Genomic DNA, 18,410 nt, shown 5'->3' with positions numbered 1-18,410 from the left:
CCGAAATCCTGTACTCCGCCGGGCACACTCCGATGCGACCGAAACGCTCCGTGAAGGCCGTGGGGGGCTTTGCGGGGCCTGGCGGTCGGTCGCACCGGGAAGCGCCGACGTGCCCGGCAGAATGACAGCGGCGGTGGACGGGTGGGGATCCGTCCACCGCCTGCTGGCGTAAAGATTTGTTGAACAACGGAAATAGGCGCGCCCGCCGCCGGGCAGTCAGGGAACCCGGGGGCAGGCGCGGTCTATGGGAGCCCTTGGCAGGGCCGGGGGTCAGCGGCTGTCGCTGCCCTTCGCCTCGGCGGCCGCGCGACCGGCCTCCAGGCGCGCCACCGGAATCCGGAAGGGCGAGCAGGAGACGTAGTCGAGGCCGACCTCGTGGAAGAAGTGGACGGACTCGGGGTCGCCGCCGTGCTCACCGCAGACGCCGAGCTTGAGGTCGGGGCGAGTGGCCCGGCCCAGCTTGGCCGCGTGGCGGACGAGCGAGCCGACGCCGTCCTTGTCGATGGTCTCGAAGGGCGAGACCCCGAAGATGCCCTTCTCCAGGTACGCGGTGAAGAAGCTGGCCTCGACGTCGTCGCGGGAGAAGCCCCACACCGTCTGGGTCAGGTCGTTCGTGCCGAAGGAGAAGAACTGCGCGGCCTCGGCGATCTGGTCGGCGGTCAGCGCGGCGCGCGGCAGCTCGATCATCGTGCCGATGGTCAGCTTGAGGCTGGTGCCGGTGGCGGCCTCGACCTCGGCGATGACCGCGTCGGCCTCGTCGCGGACGATCTCCAGCTCCTGGACGGTGCCGACGAGCGGGACCATGATCTCGGCGCGGGGGTCGCCCTTGGCGTTCTTGCGCTCGGCCGCGGCCTCGGTGATCGCCCGGACCTGCATCTTGAACAGGCCGGGGATGACCAGGCCGAGGCGGACGCCGCGCAGACCCAGCATCGGGTTCTGCTCGTGCAGCTTGTGCACGGCCTGGAGCAGGCGCAGGTCGTTCTCGTTCGCGTCCTGGCGGGACTCGGCGAGGGCGACGCGCACCGACAGCTCGGTGATGTCGGGCAGGAACTCGTGCAGCGGCGGGTCGAGCAGGCGGACGGTGACGGGCAGACCGTCCATCGCCTCGAACAGCTCGACGAAGTCCTTCTTCTGCAGCGGCAGGAGGGCACTCAGTGCCTCCTCGCGCTCGCCGTCGGTGTCCGCGAGGATCAGTCGCTCCACCAGTTCGCGGCGCTCGCCGAGGAACATGTGCTCGGTGCGGCACAGGCCGATGCCCTGGGCGCCGAAGCGGCGGGCGCGCAGCGCGTCCTCGGCGTTGTCGGCGTTGGCGCGCACCCGCAGGCGGCGGACGCGGTCCGCGTAGGCCATGATCCGGTGCACGGCGGCGACGAGCTCGTCGGCGTCGTCGGCGCCGGCGTGCATGCGGCCCTCGAAGTACTCGACGACCGGGGACGGTACGACGGGTACCTCACCCAGGTACACCTTGCCGGTGGAGCCGTCGATGGAGACGACGTCGCCCTCTTCGATGACCGTGTCGCCGACCGTCATGCGGCGGCGCTTGGTGTCGACGTCGAGCTCCTCGGCGCCGCAGACACAGGTCTTGCCCATGCCGCGGGCGACGACGGCCGCGTGCGAGGTCTTGCCGCCGCGCGAGGTCAGGATGCCCTCGGAGGCGATCATGCCGTCCAGGTCGTCCGGGTTGGTCTCGCGGCGGATCAGGATGACCTTCTCGCCGGAACGGGACCACTTGACGGCCGTGTAGGAGTCGAAGACGGCCTTGCCGACGGCCGCGCCCGGGGAGGCGGCGATGCCGCGGCCGAGCAGGGTGGTCTTGGCACCCTCGTCGAAGCGCGGGAACATCAGCTGCGCCAGCTGGTGACCGGTGACGCGCTGGAGGGCCTCGGCCTCGTCGATCAGGCCCTGGTCCACGAGCTGGGTGGCGATGCGGAAGGCGGCGCCGGCGGTGCGCTTGCCGACACGGGTCTGGAGCATCCACAGCTGGCCGCGCTCGATGGTGAACTCGATGTCGCAGAGATCCTTGTAGTGGGTCTCCAGCGTCGTCATGATCGTCATGAGCTGGTCGTACGAGGCCTTGTCGATGGCCTCCAGGTCCGCGAGCGGCACGGTGTTGCGGATGCCCGCGACCACGTCCTCGCCCTGGGCGTTCTGGAGGTAGTCGCCGTAGACGCCCGCGTGGCCGCTGGCGGGGTCGCGGGTGAAGGCGACGCCGGTGCCGGAGTCGGGGCCCAGGTTGCCGAAGACCATGGAGCAGATGTTGACCGCGGTGCCCAGGTCGCTCGGGATGCGCTCCTGGCGGCGGTAGAGCTTGGCGCGGTCGGTGTTCCACGAGTTGAAGACGGCCTCGACGGCGAGGTCCATCTGCTCGCGGGCGTCCTGCGGGAAGGGGCGGCCGGCTTCCTTCGCCACGATCTTCTTGAAGCGGGTGACCAGCTTCTTCAGGTCGGCGGCGTCGAGGTCGGTGTCGACGGTGACCTTCTTGGCGGCCTTGGCCTCGTCGAGGGCGTCCTCGAAGAGCTCGCCCTCGACGCCGAGGACGGTCTTGCCGAACATCTGGATGAGGCGGCGGTACGAGTCCCACGCGAAGCGCGCGTCACCGGCCTGGGAGGCAAGGCCGGTCACGGACTCGTCGGAGAGACCGATGTTCAGGACGGTGTCCATCATGCCGGGCATCGAGAACTTGGCGCCGGAGCGGACGGAGACCAGCAGCGGGTCGTCCGACTGTCCGAGCTTCTTGCCCATCTTCGCCTCGAGGGCCGCAAGGTGGGCACTGACCTCTTCGCGCAGCGCGGCCGGGGCCGTGCCGCTCTCGAGGTAGACCTTGCACGCCTCGGTGGTGATGGTGAAGCCGGGAGGGACCGGCAGACCCAGGTTGGTCATCTCGGCGAGGTTGGCTCCCTTGCCGCCGAGAAGGTCCTTGAGGTCGCGGTTGCCCTCGGTGAAGTCGTAGACGAACTTCTGATCTTTGTTTTCCGACACGGGTCTCGACTCCTCGAGGCTCGGTGGCTGCCCTGACGGCCAGGAACATACCCAGATCGAAGGCTTCTGGGTACGTCCACTTGGTCGTCATACGGCTGTAACCACCCGTGCGCCAGCAGATCGAAAGTAACTCATGGGTAATCAGAAAGTACGAACAGCCTTCACCTCTCGAAGGATGAGGGGGCTCTTGAGGCCTGATCACGCTCGGATGAGCGATCATCGATCCATTTGCGTTCAAGAGTTGAACGCACAAAGGGTGGCACCCAGTGCCACCCTTTGAAAGTCTTACCCGTGACTTTAGTGCTCATCTGAGCGAAACCCTTCCCATGCGTGGCGTATATCACGCGCCACGGAGGGCGATTTGTCAGCCTCCGGAGGTGTCCAGTTCAGCGTCCTCGCTCACACCCGCGCAGTCGTACGGGTCCTTCAGCCAGCCGTCCGGCAGGACAACTCGGTTGTTTCCGGACGTCCGGCCGCGTGGCCCGTCCGCACTCTCCGGCCATGCTTGATCCAGATCGAGCTCGCTCAGATGAGCGTCCAGCTCGGCCAGGGAAGAGGTGACCGCGAGCCTCTTGCGCATCTCGGAGCCCACCGAGAAGCCCTTGAGGTACCAGGCCACGTGCTTACGGAAGTCGATCACCCCGCGCGCCTCGTCGCCGATCCACTCCCCCAGCAGCTGTGCGTGCCGGTGCATGGTGGCCGCGACCTCGCGCAGCGTCGGCTTGTGGAAGTCCTCCGGGCGGCCCTCGAAGGCCGCCACCAGGTCGTTGAACAGCCACGGCCGCCCCAGGCAGCCGCGGCCCACGACCACGCCGTCGCAGCCGGTCTCGCGGACCATGCGCAGGGCGTCCTCGGCGCACCAGATGTCGCCGTTGCCGAGCACCGGGATCTCCGGCACGTGCTCCTTGAGCCGCGCGATGGCGTCCCAGTCGGCGGTGCCGCCGTAGTGCTGGGCCGTGGTGCGCCCGTGCAGGGCTATGGCGGTGACCCCCTCCTCGACGGCGATCCGGCCGGCGTCGAGGTAGGTGAGGTGGTCGTCGTTGATGCCCTTGCGCATCTTCATGGTCACCGGCAGGTCGCCGGCGCCCGCGACGGCCTCGCGGAGGATCGCGCGGAGCAGGTTGCGCTTGTACGGGAGGGCCGAGCCGCCACCCTTGCGGGTGACCTTGGGGACCGGGCAGCCGAAGTTGAGGTCGATGTGGTCGGCGCGGTCCTCTTCGACGATCATCCGGACGGCCTTGCCGACCGTCGCCGGGTCGACCCCGTACAGCTGAATCGAGCGGGGCTTCTCGGTCTCGTCGAAGTGGATCAGCTGCATGGTCTTCTCGTTGCGCTCGACCAGGGCGCGGGTCGTGATCATCTCGCTCACGAACAGCCCCTTGCCGCCCGAGAACTCCCGGCAGAGGGTACGGAACGGGGCATTGGTGATGCCGGCCATGGGCGCGAGCACCACCGGGGGCTGCACGGTGTGCGGGCCGATCGCGAGAGGCGGAGGGAGCGTGGTCATCCGCCCATTGTCCCGCATGCCGAGGGGGTGGGGCAGACGTAGCATCGGCGGCATGATCGAGTCGAGTCCCCGGCAGCGCATGCTCGTCCTGGCGATCTGCTGCATGAGCCTGCTGATCGTCAGCCTCGACAACACCGTCCTCAACGTCGCGCTGCCGTCGATGCGCCGTGAGCTCGACGCCTCGGTCGCGGGGCTGCAGTGGACCATCGACGCGTACACGCTGGTCCTGGCCTCGCTGCTGATGCTCGCGGGCTCCACGGCCGACCGGATCGGGCGCCGCAAGGTGTTCGTCGCCGGCCTGCTGGCCTTCACGGCCGGTTCCCTGCTGTGCTCGCTCGCCCCCAGCCTCGGCTGGCTCATCGTCTTCCGGATGGTGCAGGCGATCGGCGGCGCGATGCTCAACCCGGTGGCGATGTCGATCATCACCAACACCTTCACCGATCCGGCCGAGCGGGCCCGGGCCATCGGCGTGTGGGGCGCGGTCGGCGGCGTCTCCATGGCCGCGGGGCCCCTGATCGGCGGAGTGCTCGTGGACTCCGTGGGCTGGCGCTCGATCTTCCTGATCAACCTGCCGATCGGTCTGGCGGCGCTCGTGCTGACCCTGCGCCACATCCCCGAGTCCCGGGCGGCCCGGCCGCGGCGTCCGGACCCGGTGGGTCAGGTGCTGGTCATCGCGCTGCTCGGCAGTCTCACGTACGGGATCATCGAGGCCCCGGCGGCCGGCTGGCGCTCGCCGCTGATCATGGGGTGCGCCGTGGTGGCGGTGGCCTCGCTCGTGGGGCTGCTGGTCTACGAGCCCCGGCGCGAGGATCCGCTGATCGATCTCCGGTTCTTCCGGAGCGCGCCCTTCAGCGGCTCGACCGTGATCGCCATCAGCGCCTTCGCCGGACTGGCCGGCTTCCTCTTCCTGAACACGCTGTACCTCCAGGACGTACGGGGGCTCAGCGCCCTGCACGCCGGGCTCTACATGCTGCCGATGGCGGCGCTGACCGTCCTCTTCGCGCCGCTGGCGGGGCGGCTGGTGGGCAGCCGGGGGCCGCGGATCTGCCTGCTGATCGCGGGCGTGGCGATGGCGGCGAGCGGGCTGCTGTTCGCCCTGTTCGAGGCCGAGACGTCCAACCCGCTGCTGTTCACCGGGTACGTGCTGTTCGGGCTCGGCTTCGGCATGGTGAACGCGCCGATCACCAATACGGCGGTATCGGGGATGCCGCGCTCCCAGGCGGGCGTCGCGGCCGCCATCGCCTCGACCAGCCGGCAGACCGGCGGCACCCTGGGCGTCGCGGTCATCGGCTCGGTCCTGGCGGCGGGGCTGGCCGGCGGCTCCGACTTCTCCGGGGCGGCCCAGCCGGCCTGGTGGATCATCACGCTGTGCGGGCTGGCGGTGCTGGTCGTGGGTGCGGTGACGAGCGGGAGCTGGGCCCGCGCGACGGCGGAGCGCACGGCCCGCACCCTGGAGGAGCCCGCCGCTCCGTCCGCGGCCGCGGGTTCGCCGCGCGCCTGACCGCCGGCACGGCCGCGCTCCTGGCCGCGATCCCGGCCGCGCGTCTGGACGCGCGGCCGGCCCGTACGGCGCCTACTCGCCGCAGCTGAAGTCCTCGGCCGAGGTGTTGACCCGGTCGAGGAGGCCGCGCAGGAGCTCGCGCTCCTGGTCCGACAGCCTCGCGAAGATGCCGCCTTCGACCTCGTCGAGGGCGGCGTTCGTCTTGTGCAGGGCGGCCTCCCCCGCGGTGGTGATGGCCACGTTGTGACGGCGCCGGTCGGCCGGGTCCCGGCGGCGTTCCGCCAGGCCGTCGCCCTCCAGGTCGTTCAGGATCCCGACGAGCACGCTCGGGTCCACCTCCAGCCGCTCGGCGAGCGCCCGCTGGCTCATGGGCCCGCCCTCCAGGTGCATCAGCGTCATCGCGTGCCGCGGGGTGAGCCCGGCGGCGCTGAGCGCCCTCTTCATCCGGGTCTGGGTGACCGATCCGTGCCAGGCGAGCAGCAGGCCCAGCCGCTGCGGGGGGTGCGATCCGTCCTGATCTGCCGTCATGGTCCACATCGTAGCAATCGAGAAATGATTGCGCTGGAGATATCGTTGATGGTATTCAATGGTTTCACATCACCGATCGTTGGAGTTCTTCATGTTCATCGCCTACGCCGTCGTCGGCGGCCTGCTCGCCCTCGCCCTGACCGCCTCCGCCACCTTCACCCTCCAGCGCAACGACCAGATCGTCGCCAGCATGCAGAAGGTCCAGGTCCCGGACGCGTGGCTGCCGCGGCTGGCCGCCCTCAAGGCGGCCGGCGCGATCGGTCTGGTCGCCGGGCTCTGGGTGACGCCGCTCGGCGTGGCCGCCGCCATCGGCGTGACCCTCTACTTCATCGGCGCGGTCATCAGCCACCTGCGCGTCAAGGACTACGAACTCGCACCCGCGGCCGTTCTCGCCCTGGTCGCGGCGGCGACCCTGGCCCTGCGGATCCTCTCGTGACACTGACGGGTGACAGATATTGAAATCTGTCACCCGTCATGCCATTCTCGTTTCATGACGAAGAACGAGAACACCCAGACGACCACCCTCGGCAGCACCGGCCCCTCCGTCTTCCCGCTGGGGCTGGGCTGCATGGGGATGTCCGCCCTCTACGGGGAGGCCGACCGCGCCGAGTCCCTCGCGACCATCCACGCCGCCCTGGACGCGGGCATCACGCTGCTCGACACCGGCGACTTCTACGGCATGGGCCACAACGAGCTGCTGATCAGCGAAGCCCTGCGCACGGCGCCCGCCGCGGCCCGCGAGCAGGCGCTGACCAGCGTGAAGTTCGGCGCGCTGCGTACGGTGGAGGGCGGGTTCACCGGCTATGACGGGCGCCCCGCGGCCGTGAAGAACTTCCTGGCCTACTCGCTCCAGCGGCTCGGCCGGGACCACATCGACATCTACCGGATCGCCCGCGTGGACCCGGACGTGCCGATCGAGGAGACCGTCGGGGCCATCGCCGAGGCGGTCCAGGCCGGGCACGTGCGCCACATCGGCCTGTCCGAGGTCGGCGCGGACACCCTGCGCCGGGCCGCCACCGTGGCCCCGATCTCCGACCTCCAGATCGAGTACTCGCTGATCTCCCGCGGCATCGAGGACGAGATCCTGCCGACCGCCCGCGAGCTCGGCATCGGGATCACGGCGTACGGAGTGCTCTCCCGCGGCCTGATCAGCGGCCACTTCACCCGCGACCGCGCACTGGCCCCGGGCGACTTCCGCGGCATGAGCCCCCGCTTCCAGGGCGAGAACCTCGACCGGAACCTCGACCTGGTCGACGCCCTGCGCAAGGTCGCCGCGGACAAGGGGGTGAGCGTCGCCCAGACCGCGATCGCCTGGGTGCTCGCGCAGGGGCCCCGGCACGGCGTCGACATCGTGCCGCTGGTGGGCGCCCGGCGCCGGGACCGGCTCGCCGAGGCACTGGGTGCCATGGACATCACGCTCAGCCCTGCCGACCTGGCCGCCGTCGAAGAGGCCGTGCCCGCCGGGGCCGCGGCCGGAGAGAGGTACCCGGAGGCCCAGATGGCCCACCTCGACAGCGAGCACTGAGCTGACGGTACGGTCGTACCCATGCCCCCCGCTGCCGCCGAGCCCCTGACCCCCGAGCGCATCCTGGAGACCACCGAGGAGGTGCTGCGCCGCTTCGGCCCCACCAAGGCGACCGTGGTGGACGTGGCACGCGCGCTCGGTGTCAGCCACGGCAGTGTGTACCGGCACTTCCCGTCGAAGGCGGCGCTGCGGGAGGCCGTCACGGACCGCTGGCTCGCCAGGAGCGTGGTCCTGCTGGAGGAGATCACCTCGGCGCCCGCCGAGAGCGCCCCCTCCAAGCTGGAGGCGTGGCTCGGGGCGCTGTTCGAGGCCAAGCGCCACAAGGCGGGCGCGGATCCGGAACTGTTCGCCACCTACACCGTGCTGCTCGCCGAGAACAGCGGCGTGGTGGACGCGCATCTGGCCGAGCTGATCGACCAGCTGGCCCGGATCATCGCGGAGGGTGTCGCCGCCGGGACGCTCGCCGCCGAGGACGTGCCGGCCGCCGCCCGGGCGGTCTTCGACGCCACCGGCCGCTTCCACGACCCGCAGTACGCGGCCGACTGGCTCTCGCCCACGATCTTCACGGAGTTCGAGGCGGTCACCACGCTGATCATCCGGGGCCTGCGCGCCTGACCGGACCCGGCCCGGTCTGTCCGGAACCAGTCGGTCCGGAGAACTTGATGATCATTTGGGGCACGCTCGTCTTGTCCATGTCATCTCGATGTCCCTACGTTCCCCCTACCGCACTTCATCAGGCACGTTCCAGGGGGAACCTTGTCCACCCACGTAGCACGACCCGCGCCTCCCGCCCGCTCGGGGGCCGCGACCGCCATCGGCTGGATCCTGACCATCGGCCTCAACGTGGTCGCGCCGATCCTCACGTACAACACACTGGTCGACGACCACGGCTGGAGCGAGTTCTCGGCGCTGCTCCTCAGCAGCGCGTGGCCGGTGCTCGACAGCGCCATCAGCATCGCCTGGCGCCGCAAGCTCGACGAATTCGCCGTGGTCACCCTGGTGTTCATCGTGATCACGGCCGGGGTCTCGCTCGTCGGTGACCCCTCGGCGCGGGCCCTGCTGGTCAAGGACTCCGCCGTGACCGGGCTGTTCGGGCTGCTCTGCCTGTCGACGCTGCTGGCGCCGCGTCCGCTGATGTTCTACTTCGGCCGCAAGTTCGCCACCGACGGCACTCCCGAGAGCACCGCCTGGTGGAACGGCCTGTGGCAGTACGAGGGCTTCCGGACCACGATGACCCGCATGACCCTGGTCTGGGGCGTCGCCTACGTCATCGAGGCGGCCGTCCGCATCGCCCTGGCGTACACGCTGAGCACCAAGACCATGGTGACCCTCAGCCCGGTCATGATCTACGGGGTGCTCGGCGCCCTGGGCGTGTGGACCGCCCTGTACGGCAAGCGCTCCCAGGCGGAGGGCGAGCGCCGGGCCGCCGAGACCGCCGCGGCGGAGGCCGGGGGCTCAGCCGCCTGACCCGCCGCGAAGACGAAGGCGAAAGACCGGTGGCCCGGTGCGCTCGTCGCGCACCGGGCCACCGGTCTTCGTGCGTCCTGACCTAGCAGCCGAGCAGGCGGCTGCCGAGGTAGCTCTGGATCTGGTCCAGGGAGACGCGCTCCTGCTTCATGGTGTCGCGCTCGCGCACGGTCACCGCGTTGTCGTCCAGGGTGTCGAAGTCGACGGTGACGCAGAACGGCGTACCGATCTCGTCCTGGCGGCGGTAGCGGCGGCCGATGGCGCCCGCGTCGTCGAACTCGATGTTCCAGAACTTGCGCAGGTCGGCGGCGAGGCCCTTGGCCTTCGGCGACAGCTGCGCGTTGCGGGACAGCGGCAGGACGGCGACCTTGATCGGGGCCAGGCGCGGGTCGAAGCGCATCACGGTGCGCTTCTCCATGACGCCCTTGGCGTTCGGGGCCTCGTCCTCGACGTACGCGTCGAGCATGAAGGCGAGCATGGCGCGGTTCACACCGGCCGCCGGCTCGATGACGTACGGGGTGTAGCGCTCCTTGGTCTCCTGGTCGAAGTACACGAGGTCCTGGCCGGAGGCGGCGGAGTGGGCCTTGAGGTCGAAGTCGGTGCGGTTGGCGACGCCTTCGAGCTCGGAGAACTCATTGCCACCGAAGTTGAAGCGGTACTCGATGTCGGCGGTGCGCTTCGAGTAGTGGGACAGCTTCTCCTTCGGGTGCTCGAACCAGCGGATGTTCTCCTCGCGGATGCCGAGGTCGCGGTACCAGTTCCACCGCTCCTGCATCCAGTACTCCTGCCACTGCTCGTCCTCGCCCGGCTTGACGAAGAACTCCATCTCCATCTGCTCGAACTCGCGCGTGCGGAAGATGAAGTTGCCGGGGGTGATCTCGTTGCGGAAGGACTTGCCCATCTGCGCGATGCCGAACGGGGGCTTCTTGCGCGCGACGGTCTGCACGGTGGCGTAGTTGGTGAAGATGCCCTGGGCGGTCTCGGGGCGCAGGTACGCCTTGGAGCCGGTGTCCTGGGTCGGGCCGAGGTGCGTCTCCAGCATGCCGGAGAACTGCTTGGGCTCGGTGAACTGGCCCTTCACGCCACAGTGGGGGCAGTTGATGTCGGCGAGGCCATTGGCGGGAAGGCGGCCGTGCTTGGCCTCGTACGCCTCTTCAAGGTGGTCCGCGCGGTGCCGCTTGTGACAGGCGGTGCACTCGGTCAGCGGGTCCGAGAAGGTCGCGACGTGGCCGGAGGCCACCCACACCTCGGGGGCCAGGATCACGGACGAGTCGATGCCGACGATGTCCTCACGCCCGGTCACCATCGCCTTCCACCACTGGCGCTTGATGTTCTCCTTGAGCTCGACACCCAGCGGGCCGTAATCCCAGGCGGCCTTGGAGCCGCCGTAGATCTCACTGCACGGGAAAACGAAGCCACGGCGCTTGCTCAGGCTGACGATGGTGTCGATCTTGTCGGCGGCCACGGTGCTCTCTTCATTACGAGGACGAACGGCGAAGTCTTTAGGTTACCGGCGCCCGCACCCCCCCTTTCAAATCGGATCCCCCTCCACGGCCGCCCGCCCGGCCTCCCCACCAGCGTTTTTGACAACCGTTTCCATTTTTGATGAAAATGGATGTCATGAACGTACGACGCCTCATACCCACCGCCGCTCTTGCCGGAGCCGTCGCCCTCGGCGCCACGGCCCTCACCGCCTGCTCCGGAGCCGGCGCGACCGGCAGCAAGGACGGCAAGCTCGGCGTGACGGCGTCGTTCTATCCGCTGCAGTTCCTCGCCGAGCAGATCGGCAAGGAACACGTGAAGGTCGACGTCCTGACCAAGCCCGGTGTCGAACCGCACGACCTGGAGATCACCCCGCGGCAGACCGCCCAGCTCGGCGAGGCCGGCGTGGTCCTCTACCTCAAGACCCTGCAGCCCGCCGTCGACAAGGCCGTCGCCCAGTCCGGCGTGAAGAACGTCGTCGACGCCGCGACCCTCACCAAGCTGGAGGCCCACGCCGCCTCCGGCCACGACCACGGCAGCGAGCCGGGCCACGGCGAGGAGGGCCACGCCCACCAGGACGGCGACGAGCACGCCGGGGAGGCCGGCCACGACCACAGCCACGGCGAGGCCGGCACGGACCCGCACGTCTGGCTCGACCCCGCCAAGTACGCGGAGATCGCCAAGGGCGTCGGCGCCGCCCTGGAGAAGGCCGACCCGAACCACGCGGCCGACTACAAGAAGAACACCGACGAGCTGGTCGGCAAGCTGACCGCGCTGGACACCGAGTTCAAGGACGGCCTGAAGAACACGGCCTCCCGGACCTTCATCACCACCCACTCCGCCTTCGGCTACCTCGCCGAACGCTACGGACTGGACCAGGAGGGCATCTCCGGCGTCGACCCCCAGTCCGAGCCGAGCCCGGCCCGGATGAAGGAGCTCCAGGAGATCGCGAAGAAGGAGAACGTCTCCACCGTGTTCTTCGAGACCCTGGCCAGCGACAAGACCGCCAAGGTCCTCGCGACGGACACCGGTCTGAAGACCGACGTCCTCGACCCGCTCGAGGGAATCTCCGACAAGTCCCAGGGCGCTGACTACTTCGAGGTCATGCGGTCCAACCTGAAGAACCTCCAGAAGGCACTCGGTAGCAAGTGATGGCAGTAGCAGCATCGGAGGCGCGAGCCATGCAGTCCACGCCCCGCCCGGCGGACGACCAGCCCGTCATATCCCTGCGCGGGGCCACGGCCTCGCTCGGCTCGCGCCCCGTGCTGCGCGGGATCGACCTCACCGTCCACCGCGGTGAGGTCGTCGCCCTGCTCGGCGCCAACGGCTCCGGCAAGTCCACGGCCGTCCGCGCCGTGGTCGGCCAGGTCCCGCTGACCGACGGCGACCTGTCGCTGTTCGGAACGGAGTTCAAGCGCTTCCGGGACTGGTCGCGCATCGGCTACGTCCCGCAGCGCACCACCGCCGCCGGCGGGGTCCCCGCCACCGTCCGCGAGGTCGTCTCCTCCGGCCGGCTCGCGCGCACCCGCTTCGGGCTCCTGCGCAAGGCCGACAAGGCAGCCGTCGAGCGCGCCCTGGCCCTCGTCGACATGGAGTCGCACGCCGACGCCTCGGTCGACGCCCTCTCCGGCGGCCAGCACCAGCGCGTCCTCATCGCCCGGGCCCTCGCCGTCGAACCCGAACTTCTGATCATGGACGAGCCGATGGCGGGCGTGGACCTCGCCAACCAGGAGGTCCTCGCGCACGCCCTGCGCGAGCAGGTCGCCGCCGGCTCCACCGTCCTGCTCGTCCTGCACGAGCTGGGCCCGCTGGAGCCCCTGATCGACCGCGCCGTCGTCCTGCGCGACGGCTGCGTCGTCCACGACGGCCCGCCCCCGGAGGCCGTGGGCCAGCACGCCCTGCCCGGCCACGACCACGTACACCCCCACGCGGCGCACGACGCCGGGCCCCTGCGGACGGGACTGCTGAGCTGATGGACATCCTCGACTACGCCTTCATGCAGCGGGCCCTGATCGCGGCCGCCCTGGTCGGCATCACGGCCCCCGCCATCGGCACGTACCTCGTCCAGCGCCGTCAGGCGCTCATGGGCGACGGTCTCGGCCACGTCGCCATGACCGGCGTCGCCCTCGGCCTCGTGCTCCACACCAGCCCGGTCTGGATGGCCACCCTCGTCGCCGTCCTGGGCGCCGTCGGCATGGAGCTCATCCGCGCCCGCGGCAGGACCAGCGGGGACGTGGCCCTCGCCATGCTCTTCTACGGCGGCCTGGCCGGCGGCGTCATGATCATCAACCTCGGCGGCGGCCAGACGGCCAGCCTCCTGGGCTCCATGTTCGGCTCGATCACCACGGTCGCCGCCGAGGACGTGACCGCGATGGCGATCCTCGCCGCGTTCGTCCTCGCCGTCGCCATCGGCCTGCGCAGGCAGCTCTTCGCCGTCTGCCAGGACGAGGAGTTCGCCCGGGTCACCGGCCTGCCCGTGCGCGCCCTGAACCTGCTGATCGCCGTCACCGCGGCGGTCACCGTCACCGTCGCCATGCGCATCGTCGGCCTGCTGCTGGTCAGCGCGATGCTGGTGATCCCGGTCGCGGCCGCCCAGCGGCTGACCCGCAGTTTCGCCACCACGCTGGGGCTGGCCATGGCCATCAGCGTGACCGTCTCCCTGACCGGCACGGCCGCCACCTACTACATGGACGTGCCCTCGGGCGCGACGATCGTCCTGCTCGCGATCGGCGTCTTCATGGTGATGACGGCCCTCTCCGCTCCCCTTGCCCGGCGCCGGGCGAAGGCGGCCCGCGCCGCCGAAGAGGTGTGCACGCGGGACGACGTAAAGGTCTAGGGGCCTCGACCGCCTGGCACAATGGCGGCAGGCCGATACGAGGAGGAACCGGTGGCGACTGCGCCTGGCGAGATGAATACCGCGCCAGTACGAGGGCGATCCACCCGGCAGCGGGCGGCCGTGGCCGCGGCGCTGGACGAGGTGGACGAGTTCCGCAGCGCCCAGGAACTCCACGACATGCTCAAGCACCGTGGCGATTCCGTGGGCCTGACCACCGTCTACCGCACCCTCCAGTCCCTCGCGGACGCCGGCGAGGTCGACGTCCTGCGGACCAGCGACGGCGAGTCCGTCTACCGCCGCTGCTCCACCGGGGACCACCACCACCACCTGGTCTGCCGCAAGTGCGGCAAGGCGGTCGAGGTGGAGGGCCCGGCCGTGGAGAAGTGGGCGGAGTCCATCGCGGCCGAGCACGGCTACGTGAACGTGGCCCACACGGTGGAGATCTTCGGCACCTGCGCCGACTGCGCCGCCGCCGCGTAGCGGCTCAGAGCCGCCGCAGGTTCCGGGCGTGGATCTCCCGGGCCCGGTCCAGCTCGGCGTCGGTCAGGGCGGCGCGCTTGGGCAGCCACAGCACCGCGCCGGTCTCCTTCACCAGCAGGACGAACAGGTTCCGGGTCTCGCCGAACCCGGCGCACCAGTCCCACGCGACCTCGCCCGAGGTCCCGTCGGGCAGCCGGGTGACCACCCCCGTGTCGGAGAGCGTGCAGCGGTACTCGGGGTACCGCGCCGCCTGCCGGTACATCCGGTGCGCCCGCCAGTCCAGGCTCAGGTAGGCCCCGTACCAGCCGACGGCGGGCACCAGCACGGCCAGCGACGCCGTCTGCTCCACCGGAATGCCCCGGGCCGCACCCAGCGCTGCGGGCACCAGGGGCAGCCCCAGCCACAGGAGCAGCCAGATGCGGCCCCGGAACGTCTTGCGGATCCGCCATCTCAGCGCCTCTCGGGCATCGCCGGGGCGGGGGCGGTAGTAGACCTCGACCGCCCCCGGGCCGGCGCCCCGCACCTCGCCTGTCGTGTTCATGACGGCAGAGCGTACCCGCGGGTCAGCCCGGTTCAGCCCGTCGGGCCCTCGGGCTGGTTGGGGACGGCGCCGCCGAAGCGGCGGTCGCGCTGGGCGTACTCCAGGCAGGCCGCCCACAGGTTGCGCCGGTCGAAGTCCGGCCACAGCACGTCCTGGAAGACCATCTCGGCGTACGCGCTCTGCCAGAGCAGGTAGTTGGAGGTGCGCTGCTCCCCGCTCGGGCGCAGGAACAGGTCCACGTCCGGCATGTCCGGGTAGTACATGTACTTCGCGAAGGTCTTCTCGTTGACCTTCGACGGGTCCAGCCGGCCGGCCGCCACGTCGCGGGCGATCGCCTGCGCCGCGTCCGCGATCTCGGCGCGGCCGCCGTAGTTCACGCAGAAGTACAGGGTCATGGCGTCGTTGTCGACGGTCTGCTCCTGCGCGATCTGGAGCTCCTGGACGACCGACTTCCACATCTTCGGCATGCGGCCGACCCAGCGGATGCGGATGCCCAGCTCGTTCATCTCGTCGCGGCGGCGCCGGATGACGTCGCGGTTGAAGTTCATCAGGAAGCGGACCTCGTCGGGCGAGCGCTTCCAGTTCTCCGTCGAGAAGGCGTACAGGGAGAGGTTCTTGACGCCCATCTCCAGGCAGCCCTTGAGCACGTCGAGCACGACGCCCTCGCCGACCTTGTGGCCCTCGGTGCGCGGCAGACCGCGCTCCTTGGCCCAGCGGCCGTTGCCGTCCATGACGACCGCCACGTGGTTCGGGACGAGCTCGCCGGGGATCTTCGGCGGGCGCTCACCGGACGGGTGCGGCTCGGGAACCTTGTACTCGCGGCGAGAGCGCCCCAGAATCCCGCGTCGTGCCATGTGCCCAGCTCCTATTTCTCGACATATCGCAGGGAGCGTAGCCCGCGCTCCAGATGCCAGTGCAGATAGGCGGAGACCAGCCCGCTGCCCTCCCGCACGTGACGCGCCTCGCACGCGTCGGCATGCCCCCAGTCGCCCGTCAGCAGGGCGCTGAGCAGGGCGATGGCCTCAGACGAGGGTACGACGCTGCCGGGCACCCGGCAGTCCCCGCATATGACCCCGCCCGCGGCGACGGAGAAGTGCCGGTTGGGGCCGTGGATGCCGCACTTCGCGCAGTCGTCGAAGCTGGGCGCGTAGCCGTTGACGGCGAGGGAGCGCAGCAGGAAGGCGTCGAGGATGAGGTTCGGTTCGTGTTCGCCGCGCGAGAGCGTGCGCAGGGCGCCGACGAGCAGCAGGTACTGCTGTACGGAGGGTTCGCCCTCGTTCTCGGTGAACCGCTCGGCGGTCTCCAGCATCGCGGTGCCGGCGGTGTAGCGGGCGTAGTCGGTGACGATGCCGTTGCCGTACGGGGCGATGATCTGGGTCTGGGTGCAGAGCGGGAGGCTGCGGCCGATCAGTTCGCTGCCGCGGGCGAAGAACTGCACGTCGGCGTGGGAGAAAGGTTCCAGCCCGGCGCCGAACTTGGACTTCGTACGCCGGACCCCGCGGGCGACGGCCCGGACCCGGCCGTGGCCCCGGGTGAGCAGCGTGATGATGCGGTCCGCCTCACCCAGCTTCTGGGTGCGCAGCACGATGCCGTCGTCGCGGAACAGACTCATGCGCCCATTGTCGCCTGTGCGGGCACCCGCGCGGGGACAGCAATGGCCCCTCGTCCGGACCCTGGTCCGGACGAGGGGCCACCACCCCTTGGGAGGATCAGCCGGCGGAGGACGTCTCGCTGTCTTCCGCCTTCTCGGTGCCGGCCGCCTTCTCGGCGCCGGCCGGGGCGGCCACGGGCTGGGCGGGCAGCTCGGCCTTGGGGGCTTCGGCGGCGCCGTGGGCGTCGTCCTTGGCCAGGCCGTTGAAGACCAGGTTGAGGACGATGGCGGCCGTGGCACCGAGGGTGACACCGCTGTTGAGGAGCGAGGCGAGGTCCGCGTCCATGTACTTGGTGAAGAAGACCGGGACGGTCGCGGGGAGCAGGGCGAAGGCGAGGGAGACGCCGACGATCAGCGCGTTCTTCTCCTCCTTGAGGTCCACCTTGGCCAGGGTCTGGATGCCGGCCAGGGCGACCATGGCGAACATGACGGTCGCGGCGCCGCCGAGGACTCCGTGCGGGACGGAGGCGACGATCGCGGCGGCCTTGGGCAGCAGGCCCAGGATGATCATGAACACACCGGCGGCGACGACCACGAACCGGCTCTTCACCTTCGTCATCCGCACCAGGCCGACGTTCTCGGCGAAGGCGACGTACGGGAAGGAGTTCAGGACACCGCCGAGGGCGGTGGCGGCGCCGTCGGCCCGCAGGGCGCGGGCCACGGTCTCGCTGTCGACGTCCTTGCCGACGATGTCGCCGACGGCGTAGGTGTCACCGGTCGTCTCGACCATGGTGATCAGCATGACGATGAGCATCAGGACGATCGGGAACCACTCGAACTTCGGGACGCCGAAGTGGAACGGGGTGGTGACACCGACCCAGTCGGACTTGCTCACGTCGCCGAACTTCGCGTCCCCGAGGAGGAAGGCGACCCCGGTGCCGACCACCAGGCCGAGCAGGATCGAGATGCTGGAGAGGAACTGCTTGCCGAGCTTCATCAGGATCAGGATGAAGAGCATCGTGCCGCCGGCGTAGGCGAAGTTCTTCGGGTCTCCGAAGTCGGGGCTGCCGAGGCCGCCGGCCGCGTCGTTGAGACCGACCGGGATCAGGACGATGCCCAGCACCGTGATGACCGTGCCGGTGACGACCGGCGGGAACAGCCGCATGACCGCCCGGAACGCCTTGGCCGGCAGCCAGGCGAAGGCGAAGGTGGCGATGCCGGCGGTGATGACCGCGCCGTAGATGACCAGCAGGGCGGCGGTTCCACCGCCCGCGCCGAGGCCGATGGCGATCATCGGGGACACGGCGGTGAAGGTCACGCCCTGGATCAGCGGCAGGCGCGCACCGATCCGGCCGATGCCCCAGGCCTGGATGATCGAGGCGATGCCGCAGGTGAAGAGGTCTGCGTTGATCAGGTAGACCAGCTGTTCAGGGCTCAGCTTCAGCGCGTTGCCGACGATGATCGGGACGATCACCGCGCCGGCGTAGAAGGCGAGTACGTGCTGGAAGCCGTACAGCGCGAGCTTGGGGAGGGGGAGCACCTCGTCGACCGGGTGCGTGCTCCGCTCTCCATCGGTGGAAAGCCGGGCGGCGACACGTGCCATCTCTGCCTTGCCCTTCAAAAGGTAGGTAACTGAGAGGAATCTCTGGTTATCCCTGGCCGGAGTGGGTCGCTATCCCGTTTTCCGCCAGGGTTGTCAGTACGTTCACGCGAATCGAAGCCCGACTGTGTTACCGGCCGCGTCTCCCCGTGTGACCGGAATTGAACGCCTGTGGGGACGCTCACAGATATCGTCGACTTCCACAAAGTGTTGAGGCTTGGCGATCTTCGCTTTGGAGGGTTCTCCCATGGCGCACAGCGCATCGGCGGAGTATGGCCAGATTCTGCCGAGATGTCCGTTCCGGATGCGCGACTGCGAATACCACCCGCCGCGACCAGCCAGCGCACGGTTCACGTCATTCCGTGGCGCAAAT

General features: G+C 69.7%; 17 protein-coding genes. 9 read left to right on the top strand and 8 right to left on the bottom strand.

Annotated elements, in window-relative coordinates:
- Window positions 1-270: 270 nt before the first annotated feature.
- The gene (gene ppdK, locus ACIPYQ_RS02280) at window positions 271-2,979 is read right to left on the bottom strand and encodes a pyruvate, phosphate dikinase (RefSeq protein WP_401245360.1); all 2,709 of its coding nucleotides are present in this window, start codon (window positions 2,977-2,979) and stop codon (window positions 271-273) included.
- Window positions 2,980-3,343: 364 nt separating this feature from the next.
- Window positions 3,344-4,486, bottom strand: a complete 1,143-nt coding sequence (dusB, locus tag ACIPYQ_RS02275) for a tRNA dihydrouridine synthase DusB (RefSeq protein ID WP_361761303.1) — start codon at window positions 4,484-4,486, stop codon at window positions 3,344-3,346.
- A gap of 52 nt (window positions 4,487-4,538) precedes the next feature.
- Here dusB and ACIPYQ_RS02270 point away from each other — a divergent pair, with 52 nt between their 5' ends.
- The gene (locus tag ACIPYQ_RS02270) at window positions 4,539-5,987 is read left to right on the top strand and encodes an MFS transporter (protein ID WP_361761306.1); all 1,449 of its coding nucleotides are present in this window, start codon (window positions 4,539-4,541) and stop codon (window positions 5,985-5,987) included.
- A gap of 72 nt (window positions 5,988-6,059) precedes the next feature.
- Here the strand turns inward: ACIPYQ_RS02270 and ACIPYQ_RS02265 are convergent, their stop codons facing one another.
- Complete coding sequence (locus ACIPYQ_RS02265; RefSeq protein ID WP_361761309.1) at window positions 6,060-6,515, bottom strand: MarR family winged helix-turn-helix transcriptional regulator; 456 nt, start codon at window positions 6,513-6,515, stop codon at window positions 6,060-6,062.
- Window positions 6,516-6,606: 91 nt separating this feature from the next.
- Here ACIPYQ_RS02265 and ACIPYQ_RS02260 point away from each other — a divergent pair, with 91 nt between their 5' ends.
- From ACIPYQ_RS02260 to ACIPYQ_RS02245, 4 genes are all read left to right on the top strand, one after another.
- Window positions 6,607-6,951: a DoxX family protein gene (locus tag ACIPYQ_RS02260; RefSeq protein ID WP_401245357.1), complete on the top strand. Its 345-nt coding sequence runs from the start codon at window positions 6,607-6,609 to the stop codon at window positions 6,949-6,951.
- Between the two features lie 54 nt (window positions 6,952-7,005).
- On the top strand, window positions 7,006-8,040 hold the full coding sequence (locus tag ACIPYQ_RS02255; protein WP_401245355.1) for an aldo/keto reductase: 1,035 nt from the start codon (window positions 7,006-7,008) through the stop codon (window positions 8,038-8,040).
- 21 nt (window positions 8,041-8,061) lie between these two features.
- Window positions 8,062-8,655: a TetR family transcriptional regulator gene (locus ACIPYQ_RS02250; protein WP_361761319.1), complete on the top strand. Its 594-nt coding sequence runs from the start codon at window positions 8,062-8,064 to the stop codon at window positions 8,653-8,655.
- Between the two features lie 141 nt (window positions 8,656-8,796).
- Window positions 8,797-9,507, top strand: a complete 711-nt coding sequence (locus tag ACIPYQ_RS02245; RefSeq protein WP_401245353.1) for a VC0807 family protein — start codon at window positions 8,797-8,799, stop codon at window positions 9,505-9,507.
- An 82-nt stretch (window positions 9,508-9,589) separates the two neighbouring features.
- On the opposite strand, the gene ACIPYQ_RS02240 is transcribed toward ACIPYQ_RS02245, so the two are convergent.
- Window positions 9,590-10,972, bottom strand: a complete 1,383-nt coding sequence (locus ACIPYQ_RS02240; RefSeq protein ID WP_401245351.1) for a glycine--tRNA ligase — start codon at window positions 10,970-10,972, stop codon at window positions 9,590-9,592.
- 155 nt (window positions 10,973-11,127) lie between these two features.
- On the opposite strand from ACIPYQ_RS02240, the gene ACIPYQ_RS02235 reads away from it, so the two are divergent.
- Genes ACIPYQ_RS02235 through ACIPYQ_RS02220 form a run of 4 tightly spaced genes read left to right on the top strand, consistent with a single transcriptional unit; the run spans window position 11,128 to window position 14,305 of the window.
- Window positions 11,128-12,141, top strand: coding sequence for a metal ABC transporter substrate-binding protein (locus tag ACIPYQ_RS02235; RefSeq protein WP_401245349.1), 1,014 nt, complete (start codon window positions 11,128-11,130; stop codon window positions 12,139-12,141).
- A gap of 29 nt (window positions 12,142-12,170) precedes the next feature.
- Window positions 12,171-12,962, top strand: a complete 792-nt coding sequence (locus ACIPYQ_RS02230) for a metal ABC transporter ATP-binding protein (RefSeq protein ID WP_401245347.1) — start codon at window positions 12,171-12,173, stop codon at window positions 12,960-12,962.
- The gene (locus ACIPYQ_RS02225; protein ID WP_361761333.1) at window positions 12,962-13,825 is read left to right on the top strand and encodes a metal ABC transporter permease; all 864 of its coding nucleotides are present in this window, start codon (window positions 12,962-12,964) and stop codon (window positions 13,823-13,825) included. Before ACIPYQ_RS02230 ends, ACIPYQ_RS02225 begins: the two co-directional genes overlap by 1 nt.
- Before the next feature lie 51 nt (window positions 13,826-13,876).
- Window positions 13,877-14,305, top strand: a complete 429-nt coding sequence (locus ACIPYQ_RS02220; protein ID WP_078892882.1) for a Fur family transcriptional regulator — start codon at window positions 13,877-13,879, stop codon at window positions 14,303-14,305.
- Window positions 14,306-14,309: 4 nt separating this feature from the next.
- Here ACIPYQ_RS02220 and ACIPYQ_RS02215 read toward each other — a convergent pair whose 3' ends face one another.
- From ACIPYQ_RS02215 to ACIPYQ_RS02200, 4 genes are all read right to left on the bottom strand, one after another.
- A complete protein-coding gene (locus ACIPYQ_RS02215) occupies window positions 14,310-14,846 on the bottom strand; it encodes a hypothetical protein (RefSeq protein ID WP_401245345.1) in 537 nt (178 codons plus the stop codon).
- A gap of 32 nt (window positions 14,847-14,878) precedes the next feature.
- Window positions 14,879-15,700, bottom strand: coding sequence for an isoprenyl transferase (locus tag ACIPYQ_RS02210; protein WP_361761339.1), 822 nt, complete (start codon window positions 15,698-15,700; stop codon window positions 14,879-14,881).
- An 11-nt stretch (window positions 15,701-15,711) separates the two neighbouring features.
- Window positions 15,712-16,458, bottom strand: coding sequence for a DNA repair protein RecO (recO, locus tag ACIPYQ_RS02205; protein WP_351598787.1), 747 nt, complete (start codon window positions 16,456-16,458; stop codon window positions 15,712-15,714).
- 97 nt (window positions 16,459-16,555) lie between these two features.
- On the bottom strand, window positions 16,556-18,040 hold the full coding sequence (locus ACIPYQ_RS02200) for a nucleobase:cation symporter-2 family protein (RefSeq protein WP_401245342.1): 1,485 nt from the start codon (window positions 18,038-18,040) through the stop codon (window positions 16,556-16,558).
- Window positions 18,041-18,410: the final 370 nt, after the last annotated feature.

The sequence above is a fragment of the Streptomyces sp. NPDC090045 genome (genome assembly GCF_044747975.1).
In the GTDB taxonomy this organism is placed as follows: domain Bacteria; phylum Actinomycetota; class Actinomycetes; order Streptomycetales; family Streptomycetaceae; genus Streptomyces.
This window is presented reverse-complemented; position numbering and strand designations above follow the sequence as displayed.

Bases quoted from the DNA above. Each gene is read 5' to 3' on its own strand.
- dusB (WP_361761303.1), bottom strand. From the start codon at position 4,486: ATGACCACGCTCCCTCCGCCTCTCGCGATCGGCCCGCACACCGTGCAG.
- ACIPYQ_RS02270 (WP_361761306.1), top strand. From the start codon at position 4,539: ATGATCGAGTCGAGTCCCCGGCAGCGCATGCTCGTCCTGGCGATCTGC.
- ACIPYQ_RS02265 (WP_361761309.1), bottom strand. From the start codon at position 6,515: ATGACGGCAGATCAGGACGGATCGCACCCCCCGCAGCGGCTGGGCCTG.
- ACIPYQ_RS02260 (WP_401245357.1), top strand. From the start codon at position 6,607: ATGTTCATCGCCTACGCCGTCGTCGGCGGCCTGCTCGCCCTCGCCCTG.
- ACIPYQ_RS02255 (WP_401245355.1), top strand. From the start codon at position 7,006: ATGACGAAGAACGAGAACACCCAGACGACCACCCTCGGCAGCACCGGC.
- ACIPYQ_RS02250 (WP_361761319.1), top strand. From the start codon at position 8,062: ATGCCCCCCGCTGCCGCCGAGCCCCTGACCCCCGAGCGCATCCTGGAG.
- ACIPYQ_RS02235 (WP_401245349.1), top strand. From the start codon at position 11,128: ATGAACGTACGACGCCTCATACCCACCGCCGCTCTTGCCGGAGCCGTC.
- ACIPYQ_RS02230 (WP_401245347.1), top strand. From the start codon at position 12,171: ATGCAGTCCACGCCCCGCCCGGCGGACGACCAGCCCGTCATATCCCTG.
- ACIPYQ_RS02225 (WP_361761333.1), top strand. From the start codon at position 12,962: ATGGACATCCTCGACTACGCCTTCATGCAGCGGGCCCTGATCGCGGCC.
- ACIPYQ_RS02215 (WP_401245345.1), bottom strand. From the start codon at position 14,846: ATGAACACGACAGGCGAGGTGCGGGGCGCCGGCCCGGGGGCGGTCGAG.
- ACIPYQ_RS02210 (WP_361761339.1), bottom strand. From the start codon at position 15,700: ATGGCACGACGCGGGATTCTGGGGCGCTCTCGCCGCGAGTACAAGGTT.
- recO (WP_351598787.1), bottom strand. From the start codon at position 16,458: ATGAGTCTGTTCCGCGACGACGGCATCGTGCTGCGCACCCAGAAGCTG.
- ACIPYQ_RS02200 (WP_401245342.1), bottom strand. From the start codon at position 18,040: ATGGCACGTGTCGCCGCCCGGCTTTCCACCGATGGAGAGCGGAGCACG.